Raw genomic sequence first — 17,183 nt, forward strand, 5'->3', positions numbered from 1 at the left:
TTTTTCTCTCTTATTCGTTAAAACGGATCAAACCTTCTTGTTGTGTTGTTGCGATTAATTGACCATCTTGCGAGAAAATCTGCCCACGCGCCAAACCACGGCCTCCAAAGGCATTATTGCTTTCAATTGCGTGCAAATGCCAGTGATTTAAATCAAACGGACGATGGAACCAAATACTATGATCAATGGTTGCGACTTTCATTCCTTTTTGTAAAAAGCCTTTTTCGTGCGGATGAAGTGCGGTCAAAATACAGTGAAAATCGGAAAAATAAGCCAATAAACATTGCTGAATTTTTATATCAAGCGGCGTTTCACCATTGGTTTTAAACCAAGAATATTGCTCCGCAGGCAATTTTGTTCCGTTAAATGGGTTATTCAAATATTTGGTTCTCACCTCAAATGGACGCTCTGCCGCAAATTTTTCATTGAGTGGTTCTGGCAAGGTTTGAGCCACTTTTTGTAGCATCACATTTTCATCTGTAAAGTCTTCAGGCGCACCAACATTTGGCATCGTATTTTGATGTTCAAAACCTTTTTCTGGCACTTGGAAAGAGGCTGTTACATGACAAATGGTATTTTTATGTTGAATGGCTTTCACGCGTAATGCAGAAAAGTTACGCCCTTCACGCAAGGTTTCCACATCGTAAATAATCGGATATTGGCTATCTCCCGGAGCAAGAAAATAGGCATGACAAGAATGTAAAATACGATCTTCTGGCGCCACTTGCATTGCCGCTGATAATGCTTGAGCTACAACTTGCCCACCAAATACTTGACGAAAACCTAAATCTTGGCTTTCACCGCGAAAGATTAAATCATCAATTTTTTCAAGTTTAAGAAGATGAATGAGGTTATTGAGAATATCTGACATATTGCTTTCCTTGAGGATAAGAAAAAGTGCGGTTATTTTAGCGGAGATTTTTAGGAATGCCAAAGTTGGAAACAAAAAGCACGCATTAAAAAATGCGTGCTTTTGCTAGCGTGTTAATCAAAGGTGTTTAACTCTTCTCTTCACTTCTTCCTGTTTTCCCGCATTAAATGGGCGGGCATCAGGGCTGCCTAGATAGCCACAGACGCGGCGAGTGACAGACACTTTTGTGCTGTCGTGATTGCCACATTTCGGGCAGACAAAACCTTTGCTGGTACATTCAAACTCGCCGGTGAAACCACATTCATAACATTCGTCAATCGGTGTATTTGTGCCGTAGTAAGGCACGCGATCGTAGCTATAATCCCACACATCTTCCAATGCTTTTAAGTTGTGTTGAATATTTGGATATTCGCCGTAGCAAATAAAACCGCCACTAGCGAGTGGGGGATATGACATTTCAAAATCCAGTTTGTCGTAAGGATTCACTTTTTTTTCTACATCTAAGTGGTAACTGTTCGTGTAGTAGCCTTTATCCGTTACGCCTTCAATCACGCCAAATTTTTTGGTATCTAGACGGCAGAAGCGGTCGCATAAGTTTTCACTTGGCGTGGAGTAAAGGCTGAAGGCATAACCTGTTTCTTTTTGCCAGTGTTTAACTGCCTCGCTAAGGTGGCGAACAATCGCAATGCCTTTTTCGCGTAATTGTTCATCATCAAAAATATGCCCTTTGTTATATAGCGCATTAATGGTTTCGTGAATACCGATATAGCCGAGTGAAATAGAGGCGCGTCCATTTTTGAAAATTTGTGCCACATTTTCATCCGCTTTTAACCGCACTCCGCAAGCCCCTTCCATATAAAGAATGGGGGCAACGCGAGCTTTGGTATTTTCAAGGCGGGCAATACGTGTCATTAATGCTTTTTTCGCAATAGCTAAACGTTCATCTAAAGTGCGGTAGAAATCTTCTTCGTTTTTGGACTCCAACGCAATACGCGGTAAATTCAAACTCACCACGCCAAGATTATTACGCCCATCGTGAATTTCGTGGCCTTTTTCTTCGTATGCACCTAAAAAGCTACGGCATCCCATTGGGGCTTTAAAAGAGCCTGTGACTTTGACAACCTGATCGTAATTGAGAATATCTGGATACATACGTTTTGATGCACATTCCAATGCGAGCTGTTTGATATCGTAATTCGGATCGCCTTGAGTTTGGTTCAAGCCTTTTTTGATGGTGAAAACAAGTTTTGGAAAGACTGGCGTTTTATGATTTTTTCCGAGTCCACGAATCCGGTTTTTCAAAATAGCTTGCTGAATTAATCGGGATTGCCAACTTGTACCTAAACCAAAACCAAAGGTCACAAATGGTGTTTGTCCATTCGAAGTATGCAGTGTATTAACTTCATATTCTAAAGATTGGAAGGCATCGAAACATTCTTTTTCAATCAATGCTTTGGCGTAACCTTCAACATCAGGTACATTCCATTCTTGGGCATGTTTGAGGTGTTTTTCGTAACTGATTTGCACATAAGGAGAAAGCACTTCATCAATACGGTTAATGGTTGTGCCACCGTAAATATGGCTGGCGACTTGGGCGATAATTTGTGCTGTCACTGCCGTTGCGGTGCCGATAGATTTTGGGGGTTCGATTTCCGCATTGCCCATTTTGAAACCACGAGACAGCATCCCCTCTAAATCCACTAACATACAGTTAAACATTGGAAAGAACGGCGCGTAATCTAAATCGTGATAATGAATTTCACCTTTTTCATGAGCCTCTACTACATCGCGTGGAAGAATATGGTGCTTGGCATAATGTTTTGCCACAATCCCAGCAAGCAAATCACGTTGCGTTGGAATCACTTTCGCGTCTTTATTGGCGTTTTCATTAAGTAATTCTACGTTGCTTTGTTCAATCAAACCTTCAATTTCTTTTGTTAGCTGGCTACGTTTTTCGCGGGCTAAATCACGATCATGACGATATTCAATATACGCACGAGCAACCTCGGGATAACGACTTGCCATCAATTTATCTTCAACGATTTTTTGAATCTGATTAATATCAATCTCGCCTTGATGATGGGTGAAAATCTCATTTCCTACTTCTTGCCCAATTTGGTGGCAATAAAATTCATCGGAAATATTGACCGCACTTGCGGCTTTTTTAATGGCATTGATGATACGTTGAATCTCAAATTCCGCACGAGAACCATCGCGCTTGATGACCCCAAAGTTACTCATGATATAGCTCCAATATATAGTGTTTTTGAAATGCGGACTGCACTATATATAGATCTAAAAAGATAATCAACACACAATATGTAGTGTTTTTAGGCATTTTATTGTAAGAGAATTTTGTTAAAGATTGATTTTATTAGAAAAATATCAAATTAAGTTGTTGAGAACTTTTCTCAAATATTTTTGATTTTGTGATCAATATCACAATGTTTACTTTTGGGGTTATAGGTTTTGAGAAAAAATAGTCTATGGTAAAATAGATGAGTATTTAACAGAGGTAAAAATGATGACTGATAAGCTAAATTTAAATGTATTAGACGCTGCATTTTATTCGTTAGAGCAAACCGTAGTACAAATTTCAGACAAAAATTGGTTTGATATGCAACCCTCTATTGTACAAGATACCTTAATTGCAGGTGCAATTCAGAAATTTGAATTTGTTTATGAGTTAAGTTTAAAAATGATGAAACGCCAACTTCAACAAGATGCAATTAACACCGATGACATTGGGGCTTATGGATTTAAGGATATTTTGCGAGAAGCATTGAGATTTGGTTTGATTGAAGATATGTCAAAATGGGTTGCTTATCGTGATATGCGTAATATTACATCACATACGTATGATCAGGAAAAAGCCATGGCTGTTTATGCACAAATTGATGATTTTTTAATAGAAAGTCGTTTCCTATTGGAGCAATTACGTCAGAGAAATCAATATGACTAGTTTTGAACAGTTTGATATAAAATCTGAAGAATTGGCGATTGTGAAAACTATTTTACAACAATTAGTACCTGATTATACCGTGTGGGCTTTTGGTTCTCGTGTAAAGGGAAAGGCAAAAAAATATTCCGATCTTGACCTTGCGATTATCTCTGAGGAACCTTTAGATTTTTTAGCTCGTGACAGATTAAAAGAAGCTTTTTCTGAATCAGATTTACCGTGGCGAGTGGATCTTGTTGATTGGGCTACAACGAGCGAAGATTTTAGGGAAATTATCCGAAAAGTTTATGTTGTTATTCAGGAAAAAGAAAAAACGGTCGAAAAACCGACCGCTCTTTAGACCAAATGTAAATTAAGCTGCCACCATTACCATCGCTGGGCGAATGACTCGGCCATTTAAGGTGTAGCCTTTTTGCAATACGACGCTAATTTGATTGCTTTCAAAGCCTTCAGCAGGTTGCATTGAAATGGCTTGATGTAAGTCAGGATTAAATGCTTCACCGACAACCCCCACAGCTTCTACACCAAAACGACCAACGGTTGAAACTAATTCTTTTAAGGTCAGTTCTACGCCGTCAAATAAGGCTTTTACGCTTTCATCTTCTTTATTTGCTGGAGTGGCAAGCGCACGCTCTAGGTTATCGATAGTATTCAAAATGTCTTTTGAGAATTTTTCCAATGCGAATTTATGTGCTTTTTCTACGTCCTGTTCAGTTCGACGACGAAGATTTTCAATTTCAGCACGAGAGCGAAGTAAAATATCCTGTTCTTTGTTTGCGGCTTCTTCTATTTGAGTTTTTAGCTGCTCTTCAAGTTCTTGCACTCGGGCAATTGCTTCTTCTAAAGGATCAAGTTCTTGAGACGGCTCTGTTTGTTGTGTTTCTTCCACAACAGCGTCTTCTTGCTTTTCTACTTCTGGGGTTTCAATTTTTTGTTCTTGTTCTGACATTTTTTTCTCCGTAAAACAAAATTGATTAATCGTAATTGGGCATAGTGTAGCAAAAAACGATATAATGACGAAAATGTTAAATTCAAGTGCGGTCATTTTATGAATCATTTATATCGTTCCTTTAAAACCATTGCTCTTGTAGGTAAGCCTCGCAATGACATTAACTTACAAATGCACAAAAACTTATTTCATTGGTTAATGGAACGTGGTTATCAAGTATTGGTGGAAAAAGAAGTCGCCATAACACTTGAATTACCTTCTGAACATCTTGCTACGTTAGAAGAAATAGGTCGCCGAGCCCAATTAGCCATTGTGATTGGTGGAGATGGCAATATGCTAGGGCGCGCCCGTGTGTTAGCGAAATACGATATTCCATTGATTGGTATTAACCGTGGTAATTTGGGATTTTTAACGGATATTGACCCGAAAAATGCCTATTTCCAGCTTGAAGCTTGTTTAGAACGTGGCGAATTTTTTGTGGAAGAACGTTTTTTATTGGAAGCAAAAATCGAACGAGCAAGTGAAATCGTATCAACGAGCAATGCGGTAAATGAAGCGGTTATTCATCCCGCCAAAATTGCACATATGATTGATTTTCACGTATATATCAATGATAAATTTGCTTTTTCTCAACGTTCTGACGGATTAATTGTTTCTACGCCAACAGGCTCAACGGCTTACTCTCTTTCTTCTGGAGGGCCTATTTTAACTCCAAATCTCAATGCAATTGCTTTGGTGCCAATGTTTCCTCATACATTGACTTCTCGTCCTCTTGTTGTTGATGGTGATAGTAAAATATCGATTCGTTTTGCTGAGCATAATACATCTCAATTGGAAGTGGGCTGTGATAGTCAAATAGCCTTACCTTTTACGCCTGATGACGTGGTGCATATTCAAAAAAGTGAGCATAAACTCCGATTGCTTCATCTAAAAAATTATAATTATTACAATGTATTAAGTACCAAATTAGGTTGGTTGAAATCATTTTAATTTTTATAAAAAAGCATGGCAGAAACGCATCATTAAAATACTGTAAAAAAATCCTTTACTGTAAATTAAATCAGTTGTAATATGATTGATATACAGTTAAAGGATTTTGCTATGCTTACTCAACTTACTATCAATAATTTTGCGATTGTTCGCCAGCTTGATATCGAATTGGCGAAAGGAATGTCTGTCATTACAGGGGAAACTGGGGCCGGTAAATCTATCGCCATTGATGCTTTAGGTTTATGTTTCGGACAAAGAGTAGAAACCTCAATGGTACGCGAAGGGCAGGAACGTGCAGAAATTTGTGCAACTTTCCAACTAGAATCGCAGAATCCTGCTTATCAATGGTTGAATGAGCAAGAATTGCAAGATCCAGATAATCCAACTGAATGTATTTTGCGTCGTGTGATTAATGCAGACGGACGTTCTAAAGCTTTTATTAATAGCACTCCTGTATCCGCGTCTCAATTAAAAGAAATTGGTCAATATCTTGTTCATATTAATGGGCAGCACGCTTCTCAATTATTGCTAAAAAATGACTATCAGCTTCAGTTAGTTGATAATTTTGCCGCTCATCCTGAATTACTTGTGAAAATGCGTGAAGATTATCAGGCATGGAAAAATCTTCAAAATCAAGTTAAAACCTTTCAACAAAAAGTGGCAGAAAATGAAGCACGTAAACAACTTTTACAGTATCAAGTGGATGAGTTAGATGAATTTAACCTTCGACCAAATGAATATTTGGAATTAGAAGATGAACAACGTCGTTTATCTAGCAGCGAACAGCTAACCCAACTTTCTCAATCAGCCTTGCAAATTTTAAGTGAAAATGACACGGTAAATATTGATAACTTGCTTTATCGTGCGACACAATATATTGATGAATTAGCTGAACTTGACCCGCAATATGCTGAAGTGCAAAGTATGTTGAATGATGCGTTGATTCAAGTGCAAGAAGCAACCAGTGAAGTTCGAAATTTATCAAGTAATATCGAGCAAGATCCTCAACTTTTACAGGAAATCGAACAGCGAATTAGTCAGGCTTTACAACTTGCTCGTAAACATCAAGTTAAACCTGAAGATCTTGTGGAACATCACAAAAAATTAAAAGCAGAATTAACCGCACTTTTAGATTTTTCTGAAAGTGAAGATATGTTGATTGAGCAAGAAAAACTCGCATTTGAACAAATGCAATCAACGGCTAAAGCATTAACAGCAAGTCGTCAGCAATCTGCAGCTCGCTTAGCGCAGAATGTCACGCAGTCGATAAAACAACTTGCAATGGAAAATGCTGAATTTTATGTAGAGTTGAATACGGATTTAGATAAAGTAGGATCAAACGGTGCGGATAATGTGATTTTTACTTTGCGTAGTAATTTAGGTCAACAACCTCAACCGTTAGCTAAAATTGCCTCTGGTGGTGAGCTTTCTCGTATTTCTTTGGCGATTCAAGTTTTAACTTCTGATCAATCGGCTATTCCAACGTTAATTTTCGATGAAGTGGACGTGGGCATTAGCGGAAAAACAGCAAGCGTTGTCGGAAAACTTTTACGTCAATTAAGTGAACGCTGCCAAGTATTATGCGTAACGCATTTGCCACAGGTCGCTTGTCATGGCCATCATCAGTTCAATGTAGAAAAATTTACTGTGGATAATAAAACTGAAACACAAATGACCGCACTTTCACAATCTGAACGTGTACCAGCCTTGGCAAGACTCTTGGGCGGAAGTGAAATTACAGAATTAGCCTTAGCCAATGCACAGGAAATGTTAGATTTAGTTCATTAAAATGGGATTTAATTAGTATTTTATGAACTAAATAGCTTATCCCAAAATGTTTGAATAAATGACCGCTCTTTGACAAATTCAGTTTCATCCACAACGGAGGATTTGCCTATCAAATTTAAATGGTGAATAGCATTGCGTAAATCAACATAACATTGTTTTAAGGTGTCGCAGTCTGTTTGGCTAAGAATTTGAGCCTCAGCCATATTATCGAAAATACGTACGTTATCTGACCATTTTGTCAGTTGTGGGTTTTGTGGGGCATTGGCAAGCATTAAATATTGAGCAATAAATTCAATATCAGTGATACCACCGCGATCTGTTTTAAGATTAAATTCACCATCTTTTGAATGGGACAAATGCGTGAACATTTTTTCTCGCATTTCCACAACATCTCGTTTTAATTGCTCAATATCTCGTGATGCAGAAAGTACTTGTTGGCGGATATGCTCAAATTTGGCTTTAAGAGATGATTCACCAAATACAGGGCGAGCACGCACAAGCGCTTGTTTTTCCCATGTCCAAGCTTCATTTAATTGATAATGGGCAAATGCAGAAAGAGAGCAGCCAATTAAGCCAGCATCGCCAGAAGGGCGTAGGCGCATATCTGCCTCATAAAGTACGCCAGCGGAAGTATTTATGCTGAAAATACTTACAATTTTTTGTGCCAAACGCAGGTAAAATTGATTGCTATCAATCACTTTTTTGCCACCTGTTGTTTGACTTTCTACGGCATCGTACAAAAATACGAGGTCTAAATCGGATTTATAACCGAGTTCAATCCCCCCCAGTTTTCCATAACCAATCACTAAAAATCCTTTTTCGTCATTTTGTAAATGTTCAGGCACACCAAATCTAGACGAAACTTGTTTCCAAGCTAGATTCACAACGACTTCAATAATCGCTTCGGCAAGATAGGTTAAATGATCACTTACCTTCATCACTGGTAATGCTCCCAAAATATCTGCCGCAGCCACTTTTAATAGGGTTGCTTGTTTAAATTGACGCAAAGCATCAATAAGCTGTTCTTCATCATCAGGTGGTAAACGAAGAAAATATTGATGTAACTCCGCAGGATATTGGGTAAATGGCAACGGATGGCGTAGCGCTTCTGTATTAAGCAATTCATCTAATAAGATAGGGTGGCGAGCCAGTTGTTCTGAAATAAGTTGAGACTGTGCACAAAGTTCAATAACTTGCTGAAGGGCACGAGGATTTTCCAATAATAATTCTAAATAAGTCGTGCGACTCGAAATTTTTTCAATAATGTTCAGAATTCGGGGGAGCAAAGTGCGGTAATTTTCTTGCTGAAAAATGAGTGCAAGTACTGTTGGCATTAAATGACTCAAAACATCACGCCCACGCGAACCAATCACTCTGTGATTTAGGCTGTCTTTGAATTGAGCAAGCTTTTCTAAAACGTCATCAATATTATTTTCTGATACACCACTCTCTAATAATGTTTGTTCAATATCCTCAAAATCTGATTCTAGAAAATCTTGCCACTGGCTATCAGTTTGTGAAGTCTCATCTTGTTCATCACCGATTAATTGAGTAAATACCGCTCGCACTTTTTCTTGTTTTTGTTGTAAAGTGCGGTAAAAATCGTCCCAATTTTCTATTGGATAATGTTTTTCAATGGTTTGATTATTTTCATTTAAACAGGTGAATGTTTTACATGCCTCGACTAAACGAATTTGATCTATTTCATCGGTTGGTAGTGTTTGAGTTTGTTGATCGTTAATAGCTTGTAGAATGTTTTCTACGCGGCGTAAAAAAATATAACTTTCACGTAAATCGTGGAATTGTTGTTCGGTAATTAATCCTAGTTTGGTAATTTCAGGCAAGATCTTTAAGAGTGAATGTTGTTGCAGATTGATTTCTCGCCCGCCTCGAATGAGTTGAAAAACTTGCACGATAAATTCGACTTCACGAATCCCCCCTGCACCCAGTTTAATGTTATCTTTCAAACCTCGACGGCGTACTTCTCGCTCAATTTTGCCTTTCATTTCGCGTAAAGATTGAATCACACTAAAGTCAATATAGCGACGATACACAAAAGGGCGTAACATTTTTTGCAATTTTGGAACGTTGGGATCCTTTGTTTGTGCGCCCAATACTCGTCCTTTAATCATTGCATAGCGTTCCCAATCTCGACCTTGATCTTGATAATATTGTTCCATTGCCGCAAAGCTGAGAACAAGCGCACCGCTGTCACCAAATGGTCGCAAGCGCATATCAGTTCGATACACAAAACCATCAGAAGTAAATTCATCTAAGGTAGAAATAAGGTGTTGCCCTAAACGTGTGAAAAATTTCGTATTATCCACAGAACGTCGAGCATTTGTATTCTCAATGGATGTTTCCCCTTGTGATGGATAAATGAAAATTAAATCAATATCCGAGGAAAAATTTAGTTCAAAGCCGCCTAGCTTCCCCATTCCTAGGATATAAAGCTGTTGCGGATTGCCTTGTTCATCCATTGGCGTGCCCATCTCCGCACAGGCTTGATGATAAAGCCAATCGCGAGCAGCGATAATTAAACTTTCTGCAAGTTGTGAAAGCTGAACAAAAATTTCCTCAACAGTCGCAAGATTCAAACTTTGACAAAAACTTAATTTTGCCATTTCAATGTTACGGAATTGGCGTAATGTTTGATAGAGTGCAGTTTCGTCATGTACATTGGCTAACTCTTTATTCAAACGCTCAGTATAGGCAGAGCAATCTGCAAAACAGGGGGATTTTTCCCACCATTGTTTCACTAAGTGCGGGTATTTTTGCAAGACTTTTTCTACAAAGTCAGACATTGCCATAGCATAGCCTAATTGATAAACAGGCAGTTCAGGATGATTTGAATTTTGTTGAATGGCGTCGTGAATTTTTTCTGGGGAAATGTCTGGAAAAGATTGGCACAGGATTGCGCCAAGGGATTGTAATTTTTGTTCAATGAGGGCAGAAAGTGCGGTCATTTTTTCTAACCTTTTTGATAAGAATCTAAGTGACGTAATACGATTTCTTTCGCTTGTTGAGGTTGCAAACTATCCAGCCATTGTATTGGAGTTTTCCAACCGCGCAGCCAAGTGAGCTGGCGTTTTGCAAGTTGGCGCGTTGCACAAATACCACGGAAAATCATTTCCTCGTGATCGTAATCACCTTGCAAATATTCCCACATTTGACGGTAGCCTACACAGCGAATTGAAGGTAGATTAATATTTAAATCATCACGCGCATAAAGTTTTTCTACCTCTTTTTGAAAACCTAGTTCAATCATTTTATGAAAGCGTTGTTCTATGCGGTCATGCAAAATATGACGATCTTGCGGAGCAATTGCAAATTGCACAAAATCATAAGGCAAGGCTTCGCCTTTTTCTTCCGTCAGCTCTGTGAGTGATTTTCCTGTGATATAAAAAACCTCTAAAGCACGATTGATTCGTTGAGAATCACTCGGATTAATTCGAGCGGTAGAAATGGGATCGATTTTGGCGAGTTCTGCGTGTAATGTTGCCCAACCTTGTTGAGCCGCTTTTTGTTCAAGCTCGGCGCGAATATTTTCATCAGCAGAAGGCAAGGGAGAAAGCCCTTCAATTAAGGCTTTGTAATACAACATCGTACCTCCCACTAGTAACGGAATTTTGCCTTGTGCAGTAATATCTGCCATTTCTCGTAGCGCATCAGCGCGGAAATTCATTGCGGAATAGCTTTCTGACGGATCTAAAATATCGATCAGTCGGTGAGGCGCAAGGTCAAGTTCTTCTTTTGATGGTTTCGCTGTGCCAATATCCATTCCCTTATAAATAAGAGCCGAATCCACACTAATCACTTCGACTGGAAGCGAGCTTCGTAGTTGAATGGCTAAATCTGTTTTACCTGAGGCTGTTGGGCCCATTAAAAAAATTGCGGTTGGTTTCATGAAGAATCTAAATTTCGTCTAATAAAGGCTGCCAATTAACAGGTTTTAGCAACTGGGCGAATGCCGCGCGATTCGTTTGCGTCAGTAAACGTTCCGTCTCGCTCAATAAATTGAGTGCGTCCGCTAAAGTGTTAAAGGTTTTGCATTCTAATTGTGAGCAAAGTGCGGTTAAAAATGATGATGAATTTTCATCTCTAGTCAGCATTGCCATCACGCATTTTTGTAGATTTTGTGTACGCAATACACTTGGCACTTTATTTAAGGTTAAGCGTAATTGTGCTTGATTTTCGATAAATTCAAAGCCAATTTTTTTGAAATCAGCTGAATATTGTTGCCATGTTTGAAATTGTGCTTCCGTTAAACGAAACACAATGGGAATCAATAAAGGCTGTTGTTCAATCTGTATTTGTTTTAACGCTAGTTGCCATTGCAAGCGTTGTAATTTTTCCAATGAAAGCAAAAAGAAATCTTGGTTTTGTTGTAATAACAACGCGCGATCTTCAATAAGTGAAAGGGCGCGTAGATGTGATGAGCACTCAATTATTTCAGTTGAGATGATTTTAGCTGTATCTGAAATATTTTGTTGTGCTGTATTTGATATATCCTTTTGCTCTGTAGGCGGTAATGTACGTAATAATTCAGCATATAAACGTTGCTCAGTTTTACTTGGTGCATCAGAACGGTAATCTCGATAACCAGTACTTACATGATTTGACAACACTGGTGTATTAGAAAAGTGCGGTTGATTTTGCTGTGATTTTTCATGATATTGTGGCGCAAAGATATTTTGCCCCGCAGAGGCACGATTAGGACGAATACTGTAATTTGGTTGGGGTTCACGCACCGCATTTTCTTCGTGATTTTCTACCGCACTTTGGTCTGTGTGCCAATTAAGCTGTTCTTGATTGTTTAGCGCATAGCTGATGCCTTCGTAAATAAAATCATGAATCAGACGTTGTTGATGAAAGCGTACTTCATGTTTGGTTGGATGAACATTGACATCTACATCGTGCGGATTTAAATCAATAAACAACACAAACGCAGGATAAGCATCGTTTGACAAATATTGAGCATAGGCTTGTCTAATAGCATGGTTGATCACTTTATCACGCACCATTCGCCCATTGATATAGCAATAACTTAAATCATTTTGAGTTCGGCTAAAATTTGGTGTGGCTACCCAGCCCGATAAATGTAAATCATCGTGTTTCCAATCAATTCGTAAGGCATTTTTGACAAAATCATCCCCACAAATAGCAGCGACACGTTTCAGTTGCTGATTGAGATCGAAGGCAGGGCGATATTGACGGATGATTTTTCCATTATGCGTTAATGTAAATGCCGTGTTGAATTTCGTTAAAGCAATGCGACGAATGACTTCATCAATATGAGCAAATTCTGTTTTATCTGTGCGCAAAAATTTTCGGCGGGCTGGCGTGTTGAAAAAAAGATTGGCGACTTCAACTGTTGTGCCAACAGGATGTGATGCGGGTTTGATTGTTGTTTCCATATTACGACCTTGTGCATAAACTTGCCAAGCTTCAGTTTGTGCTTCGGTGCGAGAAGTTAGGGTTAGACGTGATACAGAGCTGATACTTGCTAAGGCCTCGCCACGAAAACCTAAACTTAAAATGGCTTCGAGATCGTCAAGATCGGTAATTTTACTCGTGGCATGTCGTGCCAAAGCAAGGCTTAATTCTTCTTTTGGAATGCCACAGCCATTGTCACGAATGCGGATTAAATTTGCCCCGCCATTTTCGATGTCGATTTGGATTTTATTTGCGCCTGCATCAAGGCTATTTTCCACTAATTCTTTTACCACAGATGCAGGGCGTTCTACCACTTCTCCAGCAGCAATTTGGTTAGCAAGTTGTGGGGAAAGAATTTTAATAGGCATTTATTTTTCTCTTAATTTTATTTTTTGTCCTGTAATAACTTTGCCATTTTTTAAATGTGGATTTAGGCCCAATAGTATATTTACTGGAATGTTATATTCTCTCGAAATAGCATAAAGTGTTTGGTTTTTTGTTACTTTATGATAGAGCGGAATTATATTTTTTTGATTGTTGTTTTGTATATTCTTCTCTTTTTTTAAATCTTTATTGATATTATTTACTGATCTATTTTGTTTTTTGTGAGAATTATTTTCATTAATTATTAATGGTTTAGTTTTTATATCGCCATTATCAGGAATTTTAATACTTTCATTTAGCCAAAGTGTTTTTCTCTTTAATTGATTTAATTTAATAATATCAGAGACTTTTACGTGATATTTATTTGATAAGCTACCTAAACTTTCTCCTTTTTTTACAATATGGCGAATGCCACTGTCTTTAATATTATCTTCATTTATATTTTGTTCTGAAGTGCGGTTATTTTTCCCTGATTTTTTTGTATCGTTTTGTTTGATGTTTTGCACTAAATTGTCTTTCACTAAGGCGTTGGTTTTACCACTACGGAATGCAACTAAGCCTTCATAAATCATATAAGCAATGCGGCGACGATAGGCTTGAGAGTTAAGTTTTTTTTCTTCTTCTGAATTGGAAAGAAATCCCGTTTCTACCAACACAGAAGGAATATCTGGCGAACGTAGAACACCTAGACTTGCATGTTGTGGGGTACTGCGACTTAATATTGTTACTTTAGCAAAATGGCGCAAAATATGTTCGCCTAACGCATAGCCAGTACGTTGGCTATGACCAAATTGTAAATCAAGCACAGTTTGATCTAGGTATTTGTCATTATTGTGTGAAAGCACCTTTCCTGCACCACCAAGTAATTCCGAGCGTTTTTCATCGTCTTCTAGCCATTGACCCATTTCATCATTGGCTCGACGGTTTGATAATACCCAAACAGAAGCCCCGCGACGATCAGGCGATTCAGATGAATCGGCATGGATAGAAATAAGATAATTCGCTTTAAATTTACGTGCGATTTCTGAACGTTCAGGCACGGAAATATAATAATCACTTTTACGCGTTAATACACCGCGAAAATGTGGATCTTTATCCAATAAGGCTTTTAACTCTTTTGCAATCGAAAGGGTAACATTTTTTTCATAAATGCCTAAATTTCGGCTGATTGCACCGGGATCTTTTCCTCCGTGACCAGGATCAATTGCAATCGTAATAGGTGCTGCAAAAATAGAAAAGCTAAATGTCGAGAAAAAAAGAAAAAATAAAATTTTAGTTTTCATAAATAAGTTAATTAGAAAATGCGCTTATAATATTTTTACCCAAATTTGTTTGTGCGATTAATTCAATATTTCGTGCATCATCGTAATAATCAATATTTATTAAAATATCCGCTTCTGGCAATATGCCTTGACCTTTTTCAGACCATTCAATTAAGCAAATGCTATCAGTATTAAAATAATCTCTAATACCCATAAATTCGAGTTCTTCAGGATCTGCTAAACGATATAAATCAAAATGATAAATCATTTTGCCTGCAATATTGTATTCTTCAACCAGCGTGTAAGTTGGGCTTTTTACATTACCTTGATGACCGATACCTTGCAACATTCCACGTGTCAGCGTTGTTTTTCCTGCGCCAAGATCACCGTTAAGATAAACCATAATTGCTTTTTCAGTATGCAAATCTAAAAGAATTTCGGCGAATTTTTTGCCGAAGCGGAGCATAGAAAATTCATCAGGGATATATTGAGTTAAGCTTTCCATAACAGGTCATTAATGAAGAAAAATGTGAGCAGATTCTACCGCACTTTTGAGATTCATAAAAGTGCGGTGAAATTTCTAGGGATTTAATTTTATCATTTCATGGTCAGCAAATTGCTTGACCAAATTTGCTAGTGGCTGAGTGTTAGGTAAGACCAAATCCGATGCGATTTCAAACAACGGCACAATGACAAACTCACGATTATGCATATCATAATGGGGAATCGTTAAGCGTTCGTTTTGAATAATTTCATTGCCGTAAAGTAAAATATCTAAATCTAATGTGCGTTCGCCCCAGCGACGTAAACGCACTCGACCTTGCTCGTTTTCAATACGCTGTAATTCATCTAATAGCGCAAGCGGGCTAAGCTTGGTTTCAATTTTTGCAACAGCGTTCACATAATCGGGTTGATCTTGTGGACCGAGTGGTTTGCTTTTATAAAAAGAACTCGTTGTTACCAAATCTGTGTTTGGTAACTGACTTATCGCTTTAAGCGCAGCATGTAATTGTTCTATTGGCGTATTTAAATTGCTGCCTAACGCAATATATGCGGTAATCATCTCTTCCCTTAATCTGCTGAACGCGTTGTTTTACGACGGCGTGGACGGTAGTATTTTTTCTTTGGTTTAGGATGTAAGCGTTGTTGCTCCTGTATCAACTGTTCACGCTGTTCACTATTGCTGAATTGATATTCGTGCCACCATTTGGCTAATTCAATTGTTTCGCCACCTTCAATTTCTGCACGCATAGCCAGTAAATCAAAGCCTGCACGGAATTTTGGATGTTCCATGGTACGCATTGGTGCTGAACCAGTACGTTTTAATAATTGCAGCTGTAAGAACCAAATATCACGAATGACCGCAGTATGACGACGTGGCGCAGCTAAAGCACGGCAGAACAAATCTAAAACTTCATTACCCGCCAACGCATAAGCATCATGATTATTTAGACCACCTTCATTTTTCAAAATTTCCACTTTTTCGCGTAATGGATACCAGAAAAATGCCGCAAATAAGAACGCAGGATTAATACGAAGTTTATCTGCAACACGTTCATCTGTCGAAGTAAGCGCGGTGACGATCATGCGTTCTGCAAAACTATCTTCTTTCTCCGTAAAATATGGACTTAATGCTGGGAAAAGTTGTTCAAATAAACCATATTGACGTAATAAACGATAGGTTTTTACGCCTTGTCCTGCTTGTAATAATTTTAAACTTTCGTCAAATAAGCGAGCTGGCGGAATATTTTTTAATAAAGGCGTAAGTTCACGAATTGGTTGTTCGCTCGGTTTTTCAAGGAACATATCAAGTTTTGCCATAAAACGAATTGAGCGAAGCATACGCACAGGATCTTCTTGATAACGCGTAACTGGATCACCGATTAAACGTAGCTTGCCTGCTTTGAGATCTTTAATGCCCTCGAAATAATCTCGTAACGTATTATCTTGTGGATTGTAATACAGTGCATTGACCGTAAAATCACGGCGTGCCGCATCTTGTTCGATCGTACCGTAAACATTATCGCGTAGTAACATGCCTTCATTACTTTGCTTTGCTTGATTTTCATTGCGAGCATCACTGTGATTGGCACGGAAAGTGGCGACTTCAATAATATCTCGACCAAACATAATATGCGCTAATCGGAAACGGCGACCCACTAAACGGCATTGGCGTTGAAAAATGTTTTGGATTTGATCAGGACGGGCGTTTGTTGCTACATCAAAATCTTTTGGTTTTTTACCGAGCAATAAATCACGGATACATCCACCGACGATATAAGCCTCGAAACCTTGACGTTGCAGTTTTTCCACAACAGTGAGTGCATTACGGCTAAAATCTCGCGGGGAAATATCAAATTGAGCCGCTTTAATCACATTTTTATCGTAGCGACGTGTTTGTTCTGATTTTTTTGCTCGCACTTTTGATATTTGGCTATTAGAACGCTCAACTCGTTTAGAATAAGCACTTGTTTTGGCAACCTCTTTTGATTTTTTTGTTTTTTTGCCAAACAAATTTTTGATATAAGTAAGAATAATTTACTC

Annotated in this window: 14 protein-coding genes; 4 read left to right on the forward strand and 10 right to left on the reverse strand. The window is 38.3% G+C overall.

Annotated elements, in window-relative coordinates; genetic code table 11:
• Positions 1–10: 10 nt before the first annotated feature.
• Both tesB and nrdD read right to left on the reverse strand, forming a co-directional pair.
• A complete protein-coding gene (tesB, locus tag DV424_RS08330; RefSeq protein WP_005652525.1) occupies positions 11–871 on the reverse strand; it encodes an acyl-CoA thioesterase II in 861 nt (286 codons plus the stop codon).
• A gap of 117 nt (positions 872–988) precedes the next feature.
• Positions 989–3,112 (reverse strand): anaerobic ribonucleoside-triphosphate reductase, encoded by a 2,124-nt coding sequence (nrdD, locus tag DV424_RS08335; RefSeq protein WP_118859690.1) that lies wholly within the window; start codon positions 3,110–3,112, stop codon positions 989–991.
• 280 nt (positions 3,113–3,392) lie between these two features.
• On the opposite strand from nrdD, the gene DV424_RS08340 reads away from it, so the two are divergent.
• Together DV424_RS08340 and DV424_RS08345 are read left to right on the forward strand one after the other, a co-directional pair.
• On the forward strand, positions 3,393–3,833 hold the full coding sequence (locus DV424_RS08340; protein ID WP_118859691.1) for an HI0074 family nucleotidyltransferase substrate-binding subunit: 441 nt from the start codon (positions 3,393–3,395) through the stop codon (positions 3,831–3,833).
• Positions 3,826–4,170, forward strand: coding sequence for a nucleotidyltransferase family protein (locus tag DV424_RS08345; protein WP_118859692.1), 345 nt, complete (start codon positions 3,826–3,828; stop codon positions 4,168–4,170). The genes DV424_RS08340 and DV424_RS08345 overlap by 8 nt, the downstream gene beginning before the upstream one ends.
• A gap of 12 nt (positions 4,171–4,182) precedes the next feature.
• Here DV424_RS08345 and grpE read toward each other — a convergent pair whose 3' ends face one another.
• A complete protein-coding gene (gene grpE, locus DV424_RS08350; protein ID WP_140449484.1) occupies positions 4,183–4,779 on the reverse strand; it encodes a nucleotide exchange factor GrpE in 597 nt (198 codons plus the stop codon).
• Between the two features lie 99 nt (positions 4,780–4,878).
• Here grpE and DV424_RS08355 point away from each other — a divergent pair, with 99 nt between their 5' ends.
• Both DV424_RS08355 and recN read left to right on the forward strand, forming a co-directional pair.
• Positions 4,879–5,769 carry an NAD(+) kinase gene (locus DV424_RS08355; protein ID WP_118859693.1) on the forward strand — a complete coding sequence of 297 codons (891 nt, stop codon included), beginning with the start codon at positions 4,879–4,881 and terminating at the stop codon, positions 5,767–5,769.
• Positions 5,770–5,880: 111 nt separating this feature from the next.
• Complete coding sequence (recN, locus tag DV424_RS08360; protein WP_118859694.1) at positions 5,881–7,557, forward strand: DNA repair protein RecN; 1,677 nt, start codon at positions 5,881–5,883, stop codon at positions 7,555–7,557.
• Between the two features lie 20 nt (positions 7,558–7,577).
• On the opposite strand, the gene glnE is transcribed toward recN, so the two are convergent.
• The 7 genes from glnE to pcnB form a co-directional block, all read right to left on the reverse strand.
• Positions 7,578–10,523, reverse strand: coding sequence for a bifunctional [glutamate--ammonia ligase]-adenylyl-L-tyrosine phosphorylase/[glutamate--ammonia-ligase] adenylyltransferase (glnE, locus tag DV424_RS08365; RefSeq protein WP_118859695.1), 2,946 nt, complete (start codon positions 10,521–10,523; stop codon positions 7,578–7,580).
• A 5-nt stretch (positions 10,524–10,528) separates the two neighbouring features.
• Entirely contained in the window at positions 10,529–11,464 is a 936-nt protein-coding gene (gene miaA / locus DV424_RS08370) for a tRNA (adenosine(37)-N6)-dimethylallyltransferase MiaA (RefSeq protein WP_118859696.1), read from the reverse strand.
• A 7-nt stretch (positions 11,465–11,471) separates the two neighbouring features.
• Positions 11,472–13,361, reverse strand: a complete 1,890-nt coding sequence (gene mutL, locus DV424_RS08375; RefSeq protein WP_118859697.1) for a DNA mismatch repair endonuclease MutL — start codon at positions 13,359–13,361, stop codon at positions 11,472–11,474.
• A complete protein-coding gene (locus tag DV424_RS08380; RefSeq protein WP_118859698.1) occupies positions 13,362–14,660 on the reverse strand; it encodes a LysM peptidoglycan-binding domain-containing protein in 1,299 nt (432 codons plus the stop codon). It lies immediately after the preceding gene.
• A 7-nt stretch (positions 14,661–14,667) separates the two neighbouring features.
• Positions 14,668–15,144 carry a tRNA (adenosine(37)-N6)-threonylcarbamoyltransferase complex ATPase subunit type 1 TsaE gene (gene tsaE, locus DV424_RS08385; RefSeq protein ID WP_118859699.1) on the reverse strand — a complete coding sequence of 159 codons (477 nt, stop codon included), beginning with the start codon at positions 15,142–15,144 and terminating at the stop codon, positions 14,668–14,670.
• A gap of 75 nt (positions 15,145–15,219) precedes the next feature.
• Complete coding sequence (folK, locus tag DV424_RS08390) at positions 15,220–15,702, reverse strand: 2-amino-4-hydroxy-6-hydroxymethyldihydropteridine diphosphokinase (protein WP_118859700.1); 483 nt, start codon at positions 15,700–15,702, stop codon at positions 15,220–15,222.
• A gap of 8 nt (positions 15,703–15,710) precedes the next feature.
• Positions 15,711–17,069: a polynucleotide adenylyltransferase PcnB gene (pcnB, locus tag DV424_RS08395; protein ID WP_118859712.1), complete on the reverse strand. Its 1,359-nt coding sequence runs from the start codon at positions 17,067–17,069 to the stop codon at positions 15,711–15,713.
• Positions 17,070–17,183 lie beyond the last annotated feature (114 nt).

The organism is Haemophilus haemolyticus (assembly GCF_003493605.1).
In the GTDB taxonomy this organism is placed as follows: Bacteria; Pseudomonadota; Gammaproteobacteria; order Enterobacterales; family Pasteurellaceae; genus Haemophilus; species Haemophilus haemolyticus_J.

Excerpts from the sequence above, each read along its gene's own strand:
- DV424_RS08380 (WP_118859698.1), bottom strand. The coding sequence starts at position 14,660 with ATGAAAACTAAAATTTTATTTTTTCTTTTTTTCTCGACATTTAGCTTT.
- DV424_RS08345 (WP_118859692.1), top strand. The coding sequence starts at position 3,826 with ATGACTAGTTTTGAACAGTTTGATATAAAATCTGAAGAATTGGCGATT.
- tsaE (WP_118859699.1), bottom strand. The coding sequence starts at position 15,144 with ATGGAAAGCTTAACTCAATATATCCCTGATGAATTTTCTATGCTCCGC.
- grpE (WP_140449484.1), bottom strand. The coding sequence starts at position 4,779 with ATGTCAGAACAAGAACAAAAAATTGAAACCCCAGAAGTAGAAAAGCAA.
- mutL (WP_118859697.1), bottom strand. The coding sequence starts at position 13,361 with ATGCCTATTAAAATTCTTTCCCCACAACTTGCTAACCAAATTGCTGCT.
- miaA (WP_118859696.1), bottom strand. The coding sequence starts at position 11,464 with ATGAAACCAACCGCAATTTTTTTAATGGGCCCAACAGCCTCAGGTAAA.
- recN (WP_118859694.1), top strand. The coding sequence starts at position 5,881 with ATGCTTACTCAACTTACTATCAATAATTTTGCGATTGTTCGCCAGCTT.
- tesB (WP_005652525.1), bottom strand. The coding sequence starts at position 871 with ATGTCAGATATTCTCAATAACCTCATTCATCTTCTTAAACTTGAAAAA.
- folK (WP_118859700.1), bottom strand. The coding sequence starts at position 15,702 with ATGATTACCGCATATATTGCGTTAGGCAGCAATTTAAATACGCCAATA.
- nrdD (WP_118859690.1), bottom strand. The coding sequence starts at position 3,112 with ATGAGTAACTTTGGGGTCATCAAGCGCGATGGTTCTCGTGCGGAATTT.
- glnE (WP_118859695.1), bottom strand. The coding sequence starts at position 10,523 with ATGACCGCACTTTCTGCCCTCATTGAACAAAAATTACAATCCCTTGGC.
- DV424_RS08340 (WP_118859691.1), top strand. The coding sequence starts at position 3,393 with ATGATGACTGATAAGCTAAATTTAAATGTATTAGACGCTGCATTTTAT.
- DV424_RS08355 (WP_118859693.1), top strand. The coding sequence starts at position 4,879 with ATGAATCATTTATATCGTTCCTTTAAAACCATTGCTCTTGTAGGTAAG.